This window comes from Microcella indica (assembly GCF_013414345.1).
GTDB lineage: Bacteria > Actinomycetota > Actinomycetes > Actinomycetales > Microbacteriaceae > Microcella > Microcella indica.
This window is the reverse complement of the sequence record NZ_CP058670.1, coordinates 732,059-751,220: the sequence shown is the minus strand read 5'-3', so window position 1 is coordinate 751,220 and position 19,162 is coordinate 732,059. Positions and strand designations below refer to the sequence as shown.

General features: G+C 69.3%; 17 protein-coding genes. 11 read left to right on the top strand and 6 right to left on the bottom strand.

The window, feature by feature from the left end:
- The first annotated feature begins 4 nt into the window (after positions 1-4).
- The gene (locus tag HUJ41_RS03710) at positions 5-1,549 is read left to right on the top strand and encodes a DHA2 family efflux MFS transporter permease subunit (RefSeq protein ID WP_246299305.1); all 1,545 of its coding nucleotides are present in this window, start codon (positions 5-7) and stop codon (positions 1,547-1,549) included.
- 137 nt (positions 1,550-1,686) lie between these two features.
- On the opposite strand, the gene HUJ41_RS03705 is transcribed toward HUJ41_RS03710, so the two are convergent.
- Positions 1,687-2,538, bottom strand: a complete 852-nt coding sequence (locus HUJ41_RS03705) for a PHP domain-containing protein (protein WP_179873396.1) — start codon at positions 2,536-2,538, stop codon at positions 1,687-1,689.
- A gap of 209 nt (positions 2,539-2,747) precedes the next feature.
- Here HUJ41_RS03705 and HUJ41_RS03700 point away from each other — a divergent pair, with 209 nt between their 5' ends.
- From HUJ41_RS03700 to HUJ41_RS03680, 5 genes are all read left to right on the top strand, one after another.
- Positions 2,748-3,995: an IS256 family transposase gene (locus HUJ41_RS03700; RefSeq protein ID WP_179872331.1), complete on the top strand. Its 1,248-nt coding sequence runs from the start codon at positions 2,748-2,750 to the stop codon at positions 3,993-3,995.
- Between the two features lie 532 nt (positions 3,996-4,527).
- Positions 4,528-5,442, top strand: a complete 915-nt coding sequence (locus HUJ41_RS03695) for a hypothetical protein (protein WP_179873395.1) — start codon at positions 4,528-4,530, stop codon at positions 5,440-5,442.
- Between the two features lie 579 nt (positions 5,443-6,021).
- On the top strand, positions 6,022-7,041 hold the full coding sequence (locus HUJ41_RS03690) for an endonuclease/exonuclease/phosphatase family protein (RefSeq protein ID WP_179873394.1): 1,020 nt from the start codon (positions 6,022-6,024) through the stop codon (positions 7,039-7,041).
- 95 nt (positions 7,042-7,136) lie between these two features.
- Complete coding sequence (locus tag HUJ41_RS03685; protein ID WP_179873393.1) at positions 7,137-8,687, top strand: aminopeptidase P family protein; 1,551 nt, start codon at positions 7,137-7,139, stop codon at positions 8,685-8,687.
- A 109-nt stretch (positions 8,688-8,796) separates the two neighbouring features.
- Positions 8,797-10,239 (top strand): HNH endonuclease signature motif containing protein, encoded by a 1,443-nt coding sequence (locus HUJ41_RS03680; protein WP_179873392.1) that lies wholly within the window; start codon positions 8,797-8,799, stop codon positions 10,237-10,239.
- A 16-nt stretch (positions 10,240-10,255) separates the two neighbouring features.
- Here the strand turns inward: HUJ41_RS03680 and HUJ41_RS03675 are convergent, their stop codons facing one another.
- Positions 10,256-10,912, bottom strand: coding sequence for a YflT domain-containing protein (locus HUJ41_RS03675; protein WP_179873391.1), 657 nt, complete (start codon positions 10,910-10,912; stop codon positions 10,256-10,258).
- Between the two features lie 36 nt (positions 10,913-10,948).
- On the opposite strand from HUJ41_RS03675, the gene HUJ41_RS03670 reads away from it, so the two are divergent.
- The 4 genes from HUJ41_RS03670 (at position 10,949) to HUJ41_RS03655 (ending at position 15,331) form a co-directional block, all read left to right on the top strand.
- Positions 10,949-12,406, top strand: coding sequence for a magnesium transporter MgtE N-terminal domain-containing protein (locus HUJ41_RS03670; RefSeq protein WP_179873390.1), 1,458 nt, complete (start codon positions 10,949-10,951; stop codon positions 12,404-12,406).
- Positions 12,403-12,963, top strand: a complete 561-nt coding sequence (locus tag HUJ41_RS03665; protein ID WP_179873389.1) for a DUF1003 domain-containing protein — start codon at positions 12,403-12,405, stop codon at positions 12,961-12,963. Before HUJ41_RS03670 ends, HUJ41_RS03665 begins: the two co-directional genes overlap by 4 nt.
- On the top strand, positions 12,960-14,108 hold the full coding sequence (locus HUJ41_RS03660) for an Mrp/NBP35 family ATP-binding protein (protein ID WP_179873388.1): 1,149 nt from the start codon (positions 12,960-12,962) through the stop codon (positions 14,106-14,108). The genes HUJ41_RS03665 and HUJ41_RS03660 overlap by 4 nt, the downstream gene beginning before the upstream one ends.
- Positions 14,109-14,404: 296 nt before the next feature.
- Positions 14,405-15,331: a LysR family transcriptional regulator gene (locus HUJ41_RS03655; RefSeq protein ID WP_179873387.1), complete on the top strand. Its 927-nt coding sequence runs from the start codon at positions 14,405-14,407 to the stop codon at positions 15,329-15,331.
- Positions 15,332-15,407: 76 nt separating this feature from the next.
- On the opposite strand, the gene HUJ41_RS03650 is transcribed toward HUJ41_RS03655, so the two are convergent.
- Positions 15,408-15,779, bottom strand: a complete 372-nt coding sequence (locus tag HUJ41_RS03650) for a sec-independent translocase (RefSeq protein ID WP_179873386.1) — start codon at positions 15,777-15,779, stop codon at positions 15,408-15,410.
- Between the two features lie 63 nt (positions 15,780-15,842).
- Here HUJ41_RS03650 and HUJ41_RS03645 point away from each other — a divergent pair, with 63 nt between their 5' ends.
- Entirely contained in the window at positions 15,843-16,475 is a 633-nt protein-coding gene (locus HUJ41_RS03645; RefSeq protein WP_179873385.1) for an O-methyltransferase, read from the top strand.
- Positions 16,476-16,491: 16 nt separating this feature from the next.
- Here HUJ41_RS03645 and HUJ41_RS03640 read toward each other — a convergent pair whose 3' ends face one another.
- From HUJ41_RS03640 to dapE, 3 genes are all read right to left on the bottom strand, one after another.
- Positions 16,492-16,659 carry a DUF3117 domain-containing protein gene (locus HUJ41_RS03640; RefSeq protein ID WP_152581927.1) on the bottom strand — a complete coding sequence of 56 codons (168 nt, stop codon included), beginning with the start codon at positions 16,657-16,659 and terminating at the stop codon, positions 16,492-16,494.
- Positions 16,660-16,762: 103 nt separating this feature from the next.
- A complete protein-coding gene (locus tag HUJ41_RS03635) occupies positions 16,763-18,067 on the bottom strand; it encodes a hypothetical protein (protein WP_179873384.1) in 1,305 nt (434 codons plus the stop codon).
- A complete protein-coding gene (gene dapE, locus HUJ41_RS03630; protein WP_246299302.1) occupies positions 18,049-19,152 on the bottom strand; it encodes a succinyl-diaminopimelate desuccinylase in 1,104 nt (367 codons plus the stop codon). The genes HUJ41_RS03635 and dapE overlap by 19 nt, the downstream gene beginning before the upstream one ends.
- Positions 19,153-19,162: the final 10 nt, after the last annotated feature.

The window sequence follows — 19,162 nt, the reverse complement described above, 5'->3', positions numbered from 1 at the left end:
CGCGGTGACCACCTCCCCTTCCGCGCGCGTCTCCTCGGCGCCCGCGCCCACCATGGACGCTCGGCACAGCCTCGTCATCTCGCTCCTGCTCGTCTCCGCCTTCGTGGTGATCCTCAACGAGACGCTGTTCGGGGTCGCGATCCCGGAGCTCATCGACGACCTCGGCGTCACGGCGGCGATGGCGCAGTGGCTGACGACCGCGTTCATGCTGACCCTCGCCGTCATCATCCCCATCACGGGCTTCCTGCTGCAGCGCTTCCAGACGCGGCCCATGTTCATCGTCGCGATGAGCCTGTTCGGCCTCGGCACGCTCCTCGGCGCGCTCTCCCCCGGCTTCGAGATGCTGCTCGTGGCGCGCATCGTGCAGGCGAGCGGCACGGCCATCATGATGCCGCTGCTGTTCACGACCGTGTTCGGGCTCGTGCCGCCGCAGATTCGCGGCCGCATCGTGGGGCGCATCTCGATCGTCATCGCCGTCGCGCCCGCGCTCGGGCCGAGCGTTTCGGGCCTCATCCTCGACTCGCTCGGCTGGCGCTGGCTGTTCATCGTCATGCTGCCGATCGCGCTCGCGGCCTTGACCCTCGGCGCGCTGCGCGTCGTCAACGTGGGCGAGCCGCAGCCGGGCCGCCTCGACCTGCTCTCGGTGCCGCTCTCGGCGATCGGGTTCGGCGGCTTCGTCTACGGGCTGAGCCTGCTCGGCGAGGCCGGGCAGAGTGGGGGCGCGGGCGGCGAGGCGGGAGCATCCGCGATCAGCGAAGCGACGACGACCGCGATCATCGCGATTGCCATCGGGATGCTCGGTCTCGCGCTGTTCGTCTGGCGCCAGCTCGTCCTGCAGCGCCGCGGAGAGCGCGCGCTGCTCGACCTGCGCACCTTCCAGGCGCGGCAGTTCACCCTCTCCATCATCACCGTGTCGGTCGCGTCGATGGCGCTGTTCGGGGCGATCATCCTCATCCCGCTCTACGTGCAGCAGGTGCTCGGCCTGAGCCCGCTCGTCTCAGGACTGCTCATCCTGCCGGGAGCGCTGCTGCAGGGGCTCATCGCGCCGCTCATCGGGCGCCGCTACGACGCGGTCGGGCCGCGCGGCCTCGCCCTGAGCGGAGCGATCCTGCTCGCCGTCGCCATGTGGGGCATGACGTTCCTCTCGGCCACGACGCCGCTGTGGCTCATCACCGCCGCGCACATCGGGCTCAGCATGGGCCTCGCGCTGCTGTTCACGCCGCTTCTCACGAACGGGCTCTCCGCTATTCGCCCCGAGCTCAACTCCTACGGCTCGGCCATTGTCGGCACCATTCAGCAGGTCTCCGGGGCCGCGGGCATCGCGCTCTTCATCTCGGTCGCGGCCGCCGCCGGCGGGCCGGGCAGCGTGGCGAGCGAGGTCTCGGTGCCGGGCATCCAGCTCGCCTTCATGGTCGGCGCGATCATCGCGACGCTCGTGCTGCCGGTCGTCCTGCTCGTGCGCCGGGTCATCCCTGCCGAGCCGCCGACGGCCACCGGTCAGATCGCAGCGCAGACGCCGCTGCACACGGAGGCCGAGCCGACGAGCTAGGGGCTCTGGCTCGGTGGCGCGCGACACCACTTGTGCGCGTTGCCGCTCGAGCGCACCCCGTCACGCCGTTCGTGACACACCACGCCGAACGTTTCGCGTGTCTTGTCACAATCGGCGTGACTCGCCTCGCGCCCGCCCTAGGCGCGCACGGGCCGCACGCCGCTCGTGCGCGCGATGAGGCGCTCGAGTGCCTCGGGCTCGGTCGTGTTCTCGGCGAGGCGGTTGGGCTTGCCCTCGCCGTGGTAGTCGCTCGACCCGGTGACGACGAGGTCGAACTGGGCGGCGAGCTCGAGCAGGCGGGCGCGGCCGTCGGGCGTGTTCTCACGGTGACCGACCTCGAGCCCCACGAGCCCCGCCTCGACGAGCGCCGCCATGCCGCGGTCGTCGACGACCGCCTCACGTCCGCGCGTCGCCGGGTGGGCGAGCACCGCGGCTCCCCCGGCCTCGGTGATCATGCGCACCCCGTCGAGCACGGTCGGCGCCTCGTGCGGCAGGTAGTAGCCGCCCGTGAAGTGCAGGATCGACGCGAAGGCCTCGCTGCGCGTGCGCACGATGCCGCGGGCCACGAGCGCGTCGGCGATGTGGGGGCGGCCGATGCTGTCGCCTCCGCTCTGCGCGAGCACGTCATCCCAGCTGACGTCGTAGTCGCGCGCGATGTTGGTGACCATGCGCTCGGCCCGGCCGAGGCGGTCGGCGCGAATGTGCGCCGTCTCGGCGACGAGCTCGCCGTCGTTGGGGTCGAAGAGGTAGCCGAGCACGTGCACGCTGCGCCACTCGTACCGCGTGCTGAGCTCCATGCCCCGAATGATCTGGATGCCCGTGCCGCTCGCCGCCGTGAGCGCCTCATCCCACCCGGCCGTCGAGTCGTGGTCGGTGATCGCGACTGTGTCGAGGCCCGCCTCGAGCGCGGCGCGGATGAGCTGCGTGGGGGTCTCGGTGCCGTCACTGACGCTGCTGTGCGTGTGCAGGTCGATGGGGCCGCGGGGCATGGGGTTAATCGTAGGTGGCGCGGGTGTACCAATCCTTGACTACAACTGCTGTCGCACATGGTGTCTCAGCAATCAATCCGGGAGTTTCGAGTGGAGTCCCACATAGTGGTGTAACGCACGGTGGTCGCGCACGTCGTTGCTGACGTGGACGCGGTCACCGTGTGATCCTTCGAGAAGTCTCTTACCTCCACTCGAAAGGCATCAACACGATGACCGCTCCACACATTGTCGACCCTGCGACCGTTCTGGGTGAAGCCCTCTCGGAGGCGTCGCCGGATTTGATGAGGCATTTGCTGCAGACCATGATCAACGCCCTGCTGTCCGCTGATGCCGACGCTGTGGTCGGCGCCGAGTGGGGCAAGCCCAGCCCTGATCGGGTGACGCACCGCAACGGCTACCGGCACCGTGACCTGGACACTCGCATCGGCACGATCGATGTCGCGATCCCGAAACTACGATCGGGCACCTACTTTCCGGAGTGGCTGCTGGAGCGCAGGAAACGCTCCGAGGCGGCTCTGATCACCGTGATTGCCGACTGCTACCTCGCCGGGGTGAGCACCCGGCGGATGGACAAGCTGGTGAAGACTCTCGGCATCAACGCTCTATCGAAGTCGCAGGTCTCGCGGATGGCTGCCGAGCTCGACGAGCAGGTTGCCGACTTCCGGCACCGGTCTTTGGTCGAGGCGGGCCCGTTCACGTTCGTGGCTGCCGACGCTCTCACGATGAAGGTTCGCGAGGGCGGCCGGGTGGTGAACACGGTCGTGCTGATCGCCACCGGGGTCAACGGCGACGGCCGCCGGGAAGTCCTCGGCCTGCAGACGGCCACGAGCGAGACCGGGTCGGCGTGGAATGCGTTCTTCGCCGACCTCGTCGCCCGCGGGCTCACCGGCGTGCAGCTCGTCACCAGTGACGCGCACGCCGGCCTGAAAGACGCGATCGCAGCGAACCTGCCCGGCGCCACCTGGCAACGCTGCCGCACCCACTACGCGGCGAACCTGATGAGCGTGACCCCGAAGAGCATGTGGCCGGCGGTGAAGGCGATGCTGCACTCCGTCTATGACCAGCCCACCGCCTCCGACGTCCACGCCCAGTTCGATCGGACCCTGGATTACGTCGCCGAGAAGCTCCCCGCGGTCGCCGAGCACCTCGATACCGCTCGGGCCGACATTCTCGCCTTCACCGAGTTCCCCAAAGATGTCTGGTCGCAGATCTGGTCGAACAATCCCAACGAGCGCCTCAACCGCGAGATCCGCCGCCGCACCGACTCCGTGGGCATCTTCCCCAACCGCGACAGCGTCATCCGCCTGGTCGGCGGCGTTCTGGCCGAGCAGACCGACGAGTGGGCAGAGGGGCGCCGCTACTTGGGCCTGGAGGTCCTGGCACGCTCCCGCATGCGGGTGCTGCCCAACAACGGAGACGAGGTGGTCGCCGACACCTTCATCGCGCTCAGCGCATAAAGCGAAGGATCAGCCGTTACACCACTTCCAGGGACTTGACCGAGTTTCGGCGACGAGAACTAAGGCAAACAGCCGTACGTCAGGGCAATCGTGTTGGCGCCTTCGCTCGTCCATTCAGGCTGAAACGACGCTGTGACGGAAACGACCTGGGGAAAGCCCCAACGGCAACGACGCCGAAGTCACGAGCGGCTGTCGGCGCCCTGGCGTCCCCATGCACATAGTCAGAATCACCCACGCCGGAAAGCTTCATGCGGCAGAGAGGCTCACGGACGGTGCGATGAACAGAAATTCTCCATCATCTCCTGTCCACGGTTTCGCCTCGATCAGACTATGCCTCATGCCATTCCACTTCTTGTCGCTTCGTCGATCATCAGGCCGCCGCGGACCTCACGAGGACTTTTGGACAGTAGGACCATCCCGATGCGAGCTAGAGACCGTCGACCGACGAAGGCGCAGCGGCCGAGGGTAGACATATCGTTCTATATCTGTTTGCCTGGGTGTAGGTGACCTGATCAATGGTCAATACCTTCGAGTGAACGGAGCTAATCTGAAAAAGATCAAGACATTGGCCGCACTGGCCTTGGCGGCAATGCTTTCCGGAGTCGGAGCCACACCCGCGATGGCCGACGATGCGGCCGCTCTTCGAGCAATCGAAGCGGTAGATGAGATCGTGGGCGCTAACCTCGCAAATTCCGCCTTGAAGCCCGGACGCAGCAGCGTTCTTGAGGTTCGCTCTCCGTCAGGCCGCCTAGTTGGGATCGAACCCGCAGTAGACCGCGGCACAATTCGAACGAGTGTCGAGCGCGACACCACCGTAGTCGCCACCAACAAGTCACACTCGTACGTATTGACGCGTGGAAAGGGCACACCCGGATCGGCATACGTGGTTCTCGAAGAACCAACGAGCGATGCCATTCACCGATTCACGATCACCATTGACGGACAGCCCGCGACCTTGAAGTCTCTTGATGGCGGTTGGGTGACAATCTCCGACGAGGCCGGGAACCTCGAGAACATAATTTCGCCTGCATGGGCGCTCGATGCACAAGGAAAGCCCGTCCAGACACACTACGAGATCGATGGATCAACTCTTGTGCAAGAAGTTGCGCTCACAGGCAAGGAGTCTTACCCCGTTGTCGCCGATCCCGCGCTCGCCTGCGACTGGCTGTTCTGCACGGTAGAAATGAACCGATGGGAGACTCGCCAGATCGGCTTCTACGGTGGGCTCGGCACCCTCACGGCGGGAATATGCGCCCCCCTGTTGCCTGCTGCAGGTTGGCCGGCCGCGATCTGCGCCGCAGCAATCGCCGGGATGGCACTGTGGATTCAAGGCACGGCTGCAGACGCCTATGACCAGGGAAAGTGCTTGGGCATTAGGGCCATGATCTACAGTCCCACAGCGACAATGCACCCGGTCATTTATGGCCCGGGCGGCAACTGCTACTAGCGAGAGGGGTGATCAAGAGGTGGACCCCACTGTGAACCCTAGGCGACGGTCAAGCTACTCAGCACGGCTCCTCAGCCTGACAGCGGCTTTGTGCGCGATCGGCGCACTGATGGTTGCGCTGTTGGAGTACCGCACCATCGACCCGTCACTCGCGAATGGGTCGTTTGCAGCGGTTTCTGCGATCGCCTACGCAGGATTCTTCTGGTCGCACCGAAACCTGTCCGGCTCAGGAAACACTCGGCCGGGACTGCGGGCCACCCTGGTGCTCGCGGCGGCTCTCATCGTGGTGATAGCCGCGATAGTCGGTGTGATACTCACCAGCAGTTGGCAACTCTTAGTTGCTGCTTCCTTATTGCTCGCGGTCGGCGCACTAATCCTCAAGCCCCGAGTGTGAGGAATCTGGTTGGGGCGGAGACGAAAACGCGCCTCCGCCCCGACCGGGTCAACCCAATTGCCCCGAGCGGCGCCCACGACATTCGCCGCCAATTACAGCAGCTGGATCCCAGTTCGCGTGACGTCTGCGCAAACCCGCCGGTTGACAGGACCTTAGCCAGATCGCCGGGATAGGCTCGCGGAACAATGATCCGCCGAGTTGTTTCCGCCGCCGTGCTGCTCGGTGTGGGTGCCGCGCTGCTCGTCATCGCGTGGCCCGCCCTGTTCGGGTTGTCGGAGGCGCCCGTCGTCGCTCAACTCGTATCGATTCGGGCGCTCAGCGCCGCGCTCGCGATTCTCGGAGCCCTCACGCTCGCCCTCGTGGCGATGCTGTGGCCCGCGGCGCGGCGCTTCCTCGCCTCCCTCGCCCTGATCGCGATCGTCTTTGCGGGAGTAAACGTCGCCGTGCTGTCGACGCGCGGGTTCGGAAACGAGTCGTTCCCGACCCGGGCACCCGCAGAACTCTCCGTGCTCAGCTGGAACACCCTCGGCGACGCCCCCGGCACCGACCGCATCACGCAGCTCGCCCTCGACGAGCAGGCCGACATCATCGTGCTGCCCGAAACCAGTCAGGAGACGGGGGTCGAGGTCGCCGAAGGCCTGCGTGCTGCCGGCCGACCCATGTGGGTGTACTCGTTCGCCTTCGACTACATCGCCAAAGCGCGCTCGACGACCGTCCTCGTCTCCGCCGCGATCGGCGAGTACGTGGTCGACGACAGCGTCGGCAACACGACCGTGCTGCCGAGCATGGTGCTGCGCCCCGACGGGCACGACGGCCCCACCATCATCGGCGTGCACCCGGTGGCTCCGCTGCCCAGCCAGCTCGCCAACTGGCGCGCCGACCTCGACTGGATCAACGGCATCTGCCGCGGCGAGCAGACCATCCTGGCCGGTGACCTGAACGCGACCGCCGACCACTTCCGCACCATCGGCGGCGACTCCGGCGGGGCACTGCGCCTCGGCCTCGGCGACTGCCTCGACGCGGGCCTCCTCACCGGCAACGGCGCCGTCGGCACGTGGCCCACCCGCCTCCCGGCGATCCTCGGCGCGCCCATCGACCACATCATGGTCACCGACGACATCACCGTCACCGGCTTCCGCGTCATCACCACCGAGGACGGCACGGGCAGCGACCACCGTCCGATCGTCGCGCGGCTCATTCTCTGAGGCGCGGCTCTGCGGCGGGCGACCGTCGCAGAAGGGCGGAACAACTGGGTGGATGCTCCGGGCCGGCCCTGAGCATCCGGTGCCAGAATGGGCGCATGGCCGACACCGAACTCAGCGCTGCCAGCGAGACCGAGACCACCGAAGCGCCGCCGCGCGCGACCGAGAACCGGTCGACGACGCCGCGCTCCGACGCCTTTCAGCAGTACATCTCGACCGGGTGGGCGGAGCGCGCGACCGGTATCGGCGGGCCGCGCAAGCAGGCGCCCTTTGCCGCGGCACGACGCGCTCGCCTCAGCGGTCTGTACACGGGCGTGCGGCTGCTCGTGCCGGCCGGCGACGCCCGCCAGCGCTCCAACGACACCGACTACCCGTACCGCGCGCACAGCGCCTTCGCGCACCTCACCGGGTGGGGCAGCGACGCCGTGCCGGGCAGCGTCCTCGTGCTCGAGCCCCATGCCGACGGGGCCGAGGGGCACGAGGCTGTGCTGTACTTCCGCGAGGCGGCCGGGCGCGACTCCGACGAGTTCTACGCCAACCCCGCCGTCGGCGAGTTCTGGACGGGGCCACGGCCGTCGGTCGACGATGTCGCGACCGACCTCGGGCTGGACGCTCGGCCGCTGAGCGCGCTCGACGCCGTGTGGGACGCCCTCGACGCTGACGGCCCCGAGACCCTCATCGTGCGCGAGGCAGAGCCGTCGCTGACCGACCGACTGGATGCTGCGCGCATCCTGCACGCCGGCGCCGAGCCCGGCACGGCCGAGGTCGACACGGCGCGCGACGACGAGCTCGCGCGCGACCTCAGCGAGCTGCGCCTCGTCAAAGACTCGTTCGAGCTCGCGGAGATGCGCCGTGCCGTCGAGGCGACCCAGGTCGGATTCGACGACATCATCGCCGACCTGCCGCAGATCGTGGCGCACCCCCGCGGCGAGCGCCTCGTCGAAGGCACCTTCAACCGACGCGCGCGAGCCGACGGCAACACGGTCGGCTACGACACGATCGCCGCGAGCGGGCCGCACGCGTGCATCCTGCACTGGACACGCAACGACGGGCCCGTCGTGCCGGGCGACCTCATCCTCATCGACGCGGGCGTCGAGCTCGACAGTTACTACACGGCCGACATAACCCGCACCCTGCCCGTCTCGGGTGAATTCACCGAGGTGCAGCGGCGGGTGTACGAGGCGGTGCGCGAGGCGGCCGACGCGGCGTTCGAGATCGTGCGGCCGGGCATCCGGTTCAAGGATGTTCATGCCGAGGCCATGCGCGTCATCGCGCGCGTCACCGCCGAATGGGGGCTGCTGCCCGTGAGCGCGGAGGAGTCGCTCTCGCCCGAGGGCGGCTACCACCGGCGGTACATGGTGCACGGAACCTCCCACCATCTCGGCATCGACGTGCACGACTGCGCGCAGGCGCGGCGCGACCTGTACCTCGACGGCGTGCTCGAAGAGGGCATGGTGTTCACGATCGAGCCGGGGCTGTACTTCCAGCCGGACGATCTGACGGTGCCGTCTGAGCTTCGCGGGATAGGTGTGCGCATCGAGGATGACGTGGTTGTGACGGCTGATGGGGTCGAGAGTCTGTCGGCGGGGATTCCGCGCACGGCGGATGAGGTCGAGGCGTGGATGCGCGAGGTTGCAGCGCGCAGGTAGGTCGCGCTGAGGGTGCATCCTCTCCTCCACAGGCCGCGCTCTACGCGAGTTATCCCAAGATTTCCTCATACCTCTTGTTCGAACGTATGTTCGATGGGAGCATGGATGCATGACCTACCCCGCACCCCTCGAGCACCTGACCGCCCTCGTGGCGGCGCTCGAGCGCGTGCCGCTCGACGCGACCGCACTGCGCGCGCTCGGGGACGACGATCTGCTCGCAATCACGCAGCTCGGCGCACAGGCACACCGATTGCTGGATGCCCGAACCGCACTCTTCGCGGGGGAACTGGCCCGGCGCTCGCGCCCAGAACTCGCGCATGACGGTCTTGCCCAGAGGTCGGGGCACCGCACGGTCGAAGAGCTCGTGCGTGTCACGACCGGGGAGTCCTGGCGCGACGCTGTTGCCGCAGTCAACACGGGTCGGATGCTCGTAGCGCCCGACACCAGTGCGGGGCGCGAGGCCGGCTCTGACGACCTGCCGATGGTTGCCCCCTACTTGACCGCGGCACTGCAGGCGGTGCGCACGGGCAGCATCAGCATCGGCGCGCTCGACGTGATTCGTGCCGTCTTCGACGGCATCGATGAGTCGGTGGCGCCGGACGCACTTCGGTCGGCCGTCGCCCGGGTCGTGGAGGCGGCTGCGCACCTCGACGTCGACAGACTGCTGCGGCTTGCTCGCCACGCGCGCGAGGAGCTCGATACGGCGGCACTCGTCGATCGCGAGCGCGCACAGAGAGATGCGCGGTCATTCCGACTGTGGACGCTGCCAGACGGCATGACGCGTGCGACGTGGATGCTCGACCCGGAATCCGCCGCACAGGTTCGTGAGCTTGTCGAACGAGCGACCTCCCCGAAGCGACGTGGCGTGCACTTCGTCGAGACGGTCGGCGCGGGCGACGATGCTGACGCTGCGAAGGCCTCACGCATCGCCGAGGATCAGCGCACGCCCGAGCAGTACGCGTCAGATGCCCTCGTGCACCTGCTCGCCGCAGGAGCCGACGCCGACTCGAGCATGATCCTCGGCACCGGCGCACCGCAGGTACGCGTGCTCGTCACCGCCGCTGACCTCGCGCGGGGAGAAGGATCAGGGTCCATCGAACCGGCGACGGGCAGCCCCGAAGGCACCGTCGTCGCGCTCCCAACCGTGCATCGGCTGCTGTGCGGAGGCGTGCAGACCCCGATCCTCATCGGCTCGACCGGTCAGCCGCTCGATGTCGGCCGGTCTCAGCGCCTCTTCACCGCCCGCCAGCGCGTCGCCCTCGCGGCCCGCGACGGCGGATGCCGTTGGCCCGGGTGTGAACGCCCGCCGAGCTGGTGCGAAGCGCACCACATCAATGAGTGGGAGCGTGATCGCGGCCGCACCGACGTCGACGTCGGAATCCTGCTCTGCCGACACCACCACCTGCTGCTGCACGACCACGGGTGGCGCATCACCAGAGTGGGGCCGTCACCGGAGTACGAACTCGTGCCGCCCGCGACCGTCGACCCACAGCAGAGACCACGCCCCATGCTCAGTAGGGGTCGAGAATGGCAGCGCGCCCTCGCAGGCTGAGCTGCGCGCGCGAGTGCTAATCGCGCTTCTCGGCGGGCGCGTCGACCGGGCCCGAATCGGAGGGCGGGGCGTCGGCAGGAGCGTCAGAAGGAGCGTCAGCCGGGCTCGAGGCCGAGGGAGTCGAAACAGAGGGAGGCGGCGAGGCGTGCTGACCGCGCGGGGACTCCGTGAGCGAGATCGGCGCATCCGGGTTGCCGCCCGCGAGCACCGTGCGCGCCCGTGCCGTCTGCATCGGGTCGATGATCACCTGGTACGACGACGCCAGCACCTGCTGCTGCGATGCGAAGTCACGCCGACGACGCGCGAACGCGTACGACACGAGACCCAGGAGCATTCCGAAACCCGCACCGATGAACACCGCCGCGAGAATGAACGAGAACTCCGGCTCCGGCGAGAACAGGAAGAGCAGCAGACCGAAGAACAGGCCGAACCAGATACCGCTCAACGCACCCGACAGTGCCGCGCGGCCGTAGCTCAGGCGCCCCCCGATCCGCTCCACCGTCTTCAGGTCGTGACCGACGATCGCGAGACCCTTCACGGGGAACTCCGCCTTCGCGAGACGGTTCACGACGCTCTGCGCTTCCGGGTACGTGTCGTAGCTGCCGAGCACGTCCCCTCGCGGCACGCTCAACGGCGCGGCACTGCGACGACTGAAAGGACTCTGGTTGCTCACCAGACCATTGTGACAGGGCGACGATAAGGTTTAGCCGTGAGCGCCTCGACTGTCTTCGTCGCCCGGCTCAACGGGTGCTCCGTTTTCGACCCCGCAGGCGACCGGGTCGGCAAGGTGCGCGACGTCCTAGTCGTCTACCGACCCACCGAATCGCCCCGCGTCGTGGGCCTCATCGTCGAAGTGCCCGGTCGCCGCCGCGTGTTCCTCTCCATCGGGCGCGTCACGAGCATCAGCAGCGGGCAGATCATCACCACCGGCCTCATCAACCTGCGGCGCTTCGAGCAACGCGGCGGCGAAGTGCGGGTGCTCGCCGAACTCGTCGGCCGCACCATGCGCTTCCGCGACGGCGGCGGCACCGCCGTCATCGAAGACGTCGCCATCGAGGAGTCCGGCCCCGGCGAATGGGCCGTCGAGCAGCTCTTCCTGCGCAAGCCCCGGGCCGTCCCCGCGCCGTTCACGAAGGGTCAGAGCGTCTTCGCCCGGTGGAGCGACGTCACCGAGGTGACGGGCAGCACCGAACCGCAGAGCGCCGAGAAGCTCATCGCCGAGTACAACGACCTGCTGCCCGCCGACCTCGCCGCCACCCTCCTCGAACTGCCGGACGGCCGCCGACTCGAAGTCGCCGAAGAGCTTCCCGACGAGCGCCTCGCCGACGCCCTCGAGGAGATGCCGGAAGCCGACCAGGTCGCCCTCCTGACACGCCTCGACGACGAGCGCGCGGCCGACGTGCTCGACCACATGGAACCAGACGACGCGGCCGACCTCATCGCCCAGCTCCCGGTCCTGCGCGGCGAGGCGCTGCTCGACCTCATGGAACCCGAAGAGGCGCAGGACGTGCGCTTCCTGCTCTCCTACGACGCCGACACCGCCGGCGGGCTCATGACCACCGAGCCGATCATCGTCTCCGCCGACGCGACCGTCGCCGAAGGCCTCGCGCTCATCCGCCGCCACGAGCTCGCGCCCGCGATCGGCGCTGCCATCTGCGTCACGCTCCCCCCGTACGAGCCGCCGACCGGCCGGTACCTGGGCATGGTGCACTTCCAGAGGATGCTCCGCTACCCGCCGCACGAACGCCTCGGCACCCTCCTCGACCAGGGCATCGAACCCGTCACGCCCGAGACCTCGGCCGCCGAAGTCTCCCGCCGCCTCGCGAGCTACGACCTCGTCTCCCTGCCCGTCGTCGATGAGACCCGTCGACTCGTCGGCGTCGTGACGATCGACGACGTGCTCGACTACCTCCTGCCCGACGACTGGCGCAGCACCGATGAGCACTCCCCCGCACCCCCTCGCCCACCGGCACGCGGCAAGGCTCGGGGCCGCGTGCCCGGGTCGACGGCGCCCGCACGCGACCGCAGTGCGACCGTGGGCGAGCATCCCGCTCCTGGCCGGTTCAGCACCGCGAACCCCAGCACGACAGCGATTCCGGTTGTCGCCCCGGAGACGCCGCGCACCGACCCGCCTCGCCACGACGCCCCTCCGGGTGATCGCCGATGACCGCGCGCGACAAGGACGCCGCACGTCGGCGCGCGACGCGCGACTCGGGCAGCCTCTCCGCTCCCAAGGGGCTCCGCGCGGGGCTCCTACCGAGGTTCTCCAGCCGCGACCGGTTCGGCCGCTTCACCGAGGGCGTCGCCCGCGGCATGGGAACCCCCTGGTTCCTGTTCGCGCTCTCCGTCTTCGTCGCGGCCTGGATCACCTGGAACACCGTCGGCCCTGAGTCGTTGCGCTTCGACTCGCTCGCGCTCGGCTTCACCGCGCTGACCCTCATCCTGTCCCTCCAGGCCTCCTACGCTGCCCCGCTCATCCTGCTCGCCCAGAACCGGCAGGACGACCGCGACCGCGTGCAGATCGAGCAGGACCGTCAACGGGCCGAGCGCAACCTCGCCGACACCGAGTACCTGGCCCGCGAGGTCGTCTCCCTGCGGCTGGCGATGAAGGACGTCGCGACGAAAGACTTCATCCGCGCCGAGCTGCGCGCTCTGCTCGACGAGCTCGATCGCGAGCCGCACGACACAACCGATTCCGAGCGCGGCGAGGGCACGACCCGGTGACGGCGGAATCCACGGCGAGCGCCCTCGAGCAGCGCGTCCTCGCAGCCCTCGCGCGCGTCATCGATCCGGAGATCCGTCGCCCGGTGACCGAGCTCGACATGATCGACGGCGTGCACGTCGCCACCGACGACGCCGGTGCGACGCGCGCCGAGGTGCAGCTACGACTCACGATCGTGGGCTGCCCCGCCGCGGACCGCATCGAGCGCGATGTACGCACCGCGGCATCCTCGGTCGACGGCATCGACGACGTGACCGTCGACGTGGGCGTCATGGATCGCGCCACGCGGGATGCTCTCATCGAGCGTCTGCGCGGCGACCGGCCGCGCGGCCACCCCTTCACTCCGGATGCCCTGACTCGCGTCATCGCCGTGACGAGCGGCAAGGGCGGCGTCGGCAAGTCGACCGTCACCGCCAACCTCGCGGTCGCGCTCGCCCAGCGCGGGCTGCGCGTCGGGCTCATGGACGCCGACGTGTTCGGCTTCTCGATTCCGGGCATCCTCGGCATCGCCAACGCCAAGCCGACCCGCGTCGGCGAGATGATCATGCCCCCGCGGGTGCACGGCCTCGCCGTCATCTCGATCGGCATGTTCGTCGACCCGCACACCTCCGTGTCGTGGCGCGGCCCGATGCTGCACCGCACGGTCGAGCAGTTCCTCACCGACGTCTACTTCGGCGATCTGGACGTTCTGGTGATCGACATGCCGCCCGGCACGGGAGACATCGCCATCTCGATCGGACAGCTGCTGCCGCACGCCGAAGTGCTCGTCGTGACGACGCCGCAGAAGGCGGCAGCCGATGTCGCCGAGCGCTCAGCGCTCGTGGCCCGGCAGACGGGTCAGACGGTCATCGGCGTCGTCGAGAACATGACCGGCTACGTGCAGCCCGACGGCAGCGTGCTCGAGCTGTTCGGCTCCGGTGGCGGCGACGAGACGGCCCAGCGGCTCGACGTCGATGTGCTCGCGCGCGTGCCCCTGAGCCTGGCCCTTCGCGAAGGGGGCGATGCCGGTCGGCCGATCGTGCTGCGCCGCTACGACGCACCCGGCGAGACGGATGCGGCCGCCCAGGCGATCCTCGACCTCGCCGATCGTGTGATCGAACGGGGCCGCGGGCTCGCCGGGCGGCCGCTCACCGTCACCCCGCGCTAGCCGAGGCACCCGTCAGGGGCGGGCCGTCCTCGCTGGCGGAGCGACCCGAGTCAGAGGGTGCGCGCCGGGACCTGTCGGTAACCGTCGCGCACCGTCACAACGGCGGTCGCAGTCACGGCGACGAGGGCCAGGGCTGCGGTGACGATTCCGATGATCATGGCGCGTACTCCTTCTGTCGTGTGGCTCGCGCACTCCGGGAGCGGCGAACCCGTTCTGTCCTGAACAGTGACCAGTCCATCGCATCGGTATCTTTAGCACAATCGATTGTTTCTACACGTAGCGTGTAGTTTCTCTACATGGACGTACACCGTTTGGAACTGCTCCGCGAACTCGCCGACCGGGGCACCATCACGGCCGTGGCCGCCGCGACCCACCGCACCGCATCCGCCGTCTCGCAGCAGCTCAAGCTGCTCGAAGCCGAAGCGGGTGTGCCCCTCACGGAGAAGGAGGGGCGGGGCATCCGGCTCACGGGGGCGGGGCGCGCCCTCGCCGAGACGGCGCGCAGAATCGCCGTCGCGATCGAGTCGGCCGAAGCGCTGTGGTCGGAGTACAAGCAGACTCCGACCGGCACGGTGACGCTCAGCACCTTCCCGACCGCGGGGCAGATGCTGCTGCCCGGCGTGCTGGGTGCGCTCGAGCGCGAGCCCGCCCTGAGACTGCTCGTCACCGACCAGGACCTCCCCCTCGCCGACTTCGCCGAACTCACGCCCGACTTCGACATCGTGCTCGCCGACTCGCAGGGCGTGCCCTCGCACTGGAACGAGCGAGGGCTCACGACCGTGCACCTCATGACCGAGCCCTTCGACGTCGCCCTCCCGGCCGGCCACCCGCTGCTGGAAAAGAGCGTGCTGAGCCCCGCCGACGTCGCCGACTACCCGTGGATCGGCGCACCGATCGGCTACCCGTACGACCGCTGGCTCGACGCGCTCGGTGCCGCCGTCGGGCGGGAGCCGCGCATCGTGCAGCGCATCATGGACAACCTCGTCGTCGAGGGCCTCGTCGCGGCCGGGCTCGGCCTAGCGATCCTGCCCCGCTTCACGACCCGCAGCCACGGCACCGACATCGCCACGCGGCCTCTCGTCGGCATTCCCGCCGAACGGCAGATCTCGGCGCTACTGAGGGCCGATCGCGCCGAACGGCCGAGCGTGCGGCGGGTGCTCGAGCTCCTGCGTGCGGAGGGCGAGCGCGTCGCCGCGAGCCACCGCATCATCGGCACTCGCTGAGCGCCGAGCCCCGAGCGCGCCGGGCGTCAGCCATAGGGCGTCAGGCCGAGCACGTGCCGTCAGCTCTCGGCGTCCTCTACGTGGCCTCGAGGTCGAAAGGCGCCGGCTTGCCCTCGCGGATCAATCGCTGACGCTGGGCGTAGGCCGACTCGCGCTTCGGTGCCGACACCGTCGGCGCGACCGGCTTCTCCTCATCCTCCAGGAGCGCCTCCCGCACGATGCGACGCGGGTCGTACTGGCGCGGGTCGAGCTTCTTCCAGTCGATGTCGTCGTAGTCGGGGCCCATCTCCTCGCGCATGCGGTCCTTCGCCCCGCTCGCCATGTCGCGCAGCGAACGCACGAGTCGCCCGAACTGCGCCGCGTACATCGGCAGACGGTCCGGGCCGATGAGGAGCACAGCAATGAGACCGATCAGCAGCAGCTTCTCGAACGTCAGGCCTAGGGACACCCCTCGACAATAGCCCGGCGAGACCGAGTCTTCGCCCTAGGCTGGGCGCAACGAGGAGTGCGTGTGCCGAGCAAAGAACTGTCCTGGAAGTACGTCGAGGAGACCACGGTCGAACCCGATGTGATCGCGCGCGCCCGCGCGCAGTCGGTCGAGCAGGGCATCGACGCGGTGAGCCCCGCCACGGGAGCCCAGCTCGCACTTCTCTGCGGCGCTGTCGACGCCCAGTCGATCATCGAGATCGGCACCGGTCTCGGCGTCAGCGGGCTTTGGATGCTCAGCGGTGCGCCGCACGCCCACCTCACGTCGATCGACCTCGAGGCCGACCACCATGAGGTCGCACGCACCGCGTTCACCGATGCCGGGCATCCGGCCGCGCGCGTGCGCCTCATCACGGGCCGTGCACTCGAGGTGCTGCCGCGCATGAACGAGGCCAGCTACGACATCGTGCTCGTCGACGGCGACGCCGCGAGCATTCTCGACTACATCGCTCACGCGATCCGGCTCGTCCGCGTCGGCGGGCTCGTGCTCGTACCGCACGCGCTGTGGCGCGACTTCGTGCCAGAGCCCGCGAAGCGCGACGGCGTGACGGCGCAACTGCGCGGGCTACTGCGCGAGCTGCGCGACTCGCCTGCCGTGCGCATCGCGGTGTCTCCCGTGGGAGACGGGCTGCTGCAGATCCTCACCGTGCCCGAGTAACGGGCGGGCGGGTGCGCTAGGAGATCGCCGCGGCGAGAGCGTCGTGCAGCTCCTGGGCCTCGGCGTCGTTGACCGACACCACGAGGCGTCCGCCGCCTTCGAGGGGCACGCGCACAATGATGAGGCGACCCTCCTTGACAGCCTCCATCGGTCCGTCTCCGGTCCTGGGCTTCATGGCTGCCATCGTGGTATCCCCTTTCAATGAGACTTCCCCTCTATTATCCCGCATCCGCCGACATTGCCTAAATCGAGGGGATGCTCGGGGCCGCAGTCGTGCGTCGCGCGCGTCACGGCGGGGTCCAGTCGTAGCCGTCCACCCACCAGCCGAAGTGCACCCAGAACACCTGGCCGGCGATGCCGATCGCGATCGCGAGCACCGCGAGCACCCCGCGCAGCGGCCCCACCGCGGCCCGCGGCAACCGCCGCCCGAGCGGCCCGTTCCCCACGCTCACGATGCCGAGCGCGATCGCTCCCAGGGCGGGCGCGAGCGGCACGAGCAGACGGAACGTGCTCGACTGGGGGAAGAACACCGCGAGCAGGTAGAGCGAGTAGGCGACGATCCAGCAGCGCAGCTCCACGGGCATGCGCCGCATCGCCGGGAGCGCGAATGCGCACGCCACGAGGAGCAGCACCGTCACGAGCGCGACCGGGCCCAGCACGTCGCCGAGCCACCACTGCGCGCCCTGCCACCACGGCGTGAAGGGCACGAGGTGCACGTCGCCGATGTACGGTCGGCGCCAGGCGAGCTCGGTGTCGGTGTACCCGAGAAAGTCGCCGGTGGCGAGCGCGACGATGCCCGGCCACGCGAGGCCGGCGAAACCGGCGACGGCGGTGACGCTCAGCAGAGTGAGGCGCTCCCGCATCCCGAACGGTTCGATGCCGCGCCGCGCCCGGCGCCACCGCCACAGCCAGACCAGCGCGAGCAGCAGCGCGAAGGCGAGCCCGCTCGGGCGCGTGAGGGCCATGACCGTCACGACCACGGCGAGGGGCACCCACCGCCGCTCGAGCACGAGCAGCAGCGCGAGGAAGAGGAGCGCCAGGTGCAGCGCCTCCGCGTACGCGACCTGGTAGATCGGCGAGAGCGGCGCGATGCAGAACAGCGCCGTGCCGAGCATCGCCGCCCCCGCGCTCATCCAGCGCCGCAGCAGGGCGTGGAAGAGCAGCGCGGCAGCGCCGCCCGCGACGACCGAGATCGTCACCGCGACGGCCGCGAAGTCGGAGGCCGAGCCACCGCCCGTGAGACCGAGCCCCGCCCGCACGAGCATCGGGTAGACCGGCATGAACGCCCACGCGTTCTCCTGCGCGAGGCCGTCCTCGTCGCGGGGGATCTCCTCGGGGTAGCCGACGGCGGCGATGATCCAGTACCAGTGACCGTCCCACAGGCGCGCGAAGTCGAAGTAGCCGGGGTTCGCCTCCGTCCACGGGTTGTCCTCCTGGCGGGCCGCGAATGCCAGGAGGATGCTCGTGGTCACGACCCGAGACGCGCTGTAGACCGCGAGCACCCACGCCCACCACGGCACCCGGCCGAGGGCGGTGGCGAGGCGCCCGGCTGCGTGCTCGACGGCGGGAGCCGCTACTGCCCGCTCAGCCACGCGCGAAGGCCCCGCTCACACGCGAGGATCTGCTCGACCGGCACGCGCTCGTCGTCGGCGTGGGCGAGCGAGCCGTCGCCGGGACCGTAGTTGACGGCGGGGATGCCGAGCTCGGCGAAGCGCGCGACGTCCGTCCAGCCGTACTTGGGTGCGGGAGTGCCGCCGACCGCTGCCACGAAGTGCTGCGCGAGCGGAGCATCCAGGCCCGGGCGGGCCGCGGAAGACTCGTCGGTCACCACCAGCTCGAGGCCCTGCCCGTCGTCATCACCGGGCAGCAGCACCGAGCGCACGTGCTCGAGCGCCTGCGCGACCGTCTTGTCGGGGGCGAAGCGGTAGTTGACGGTGAGCACGGCCGCATCGGGGATGACGTTGCCGGCCACTCCCCCGCTCACGCCCACGGCGTTGAGGCCCTCGCGGTAGGCGAGCCCGTCGACCTCCACCGTCGCGGGCTCGTAGGCGGCGAGCGCGGCAAGTGCGGGCGCGAGGGCCTGGATCGCGTTGACGCCCATCCACGACCGCGCCGAGTGCGCCCGACGGCCGGACGCCCGCAGCTCGACGCGCACGGTGCCGTTGCAGCCGCCCTCGACGACGCCGTTGGAGGGCTCCCCGAGGATCGCGAAATCCGCCGCGAGCAGGTCGGGGTGCGTGCGCGCGAGACGGCCGAGACCGTTGAGGGTCGCCTCCACCTCCTCGTGGTCGTACCAGACCCACGTGACGTCGTGCACGGGCTCGGTGAGCTCGACCGCGAGGGCGAGGGCGACCGCGACGCCGCCCTTCATGTCGACCGTGCCGCGCCCCCACAGGGTGCCGGTGAGCTCGTCGCCCTCGAGCCGTGTCGGCAGGTTGTCGTTGATGGGCACGGTGTCGATGTGGCCGGCGACGATGATCCGCTGCGCGCGCCCGAGCTGCGTGCGGGCGACGACCGCGTCGCCGTCGCGCGTGACCTCGAGGTGGGGCGCCTCGGCTCGCAGCGTCGCCTCGAGGGCGTCGGCGAGCATCCGTTCATCGCTGGAGACGCTGGGCAGGTCGCACAGGGCGCGGGTGAGGCCGACGACGCCGGCGCGCACGGGAAGGGTGGCGGTCACGTCGCCCAGC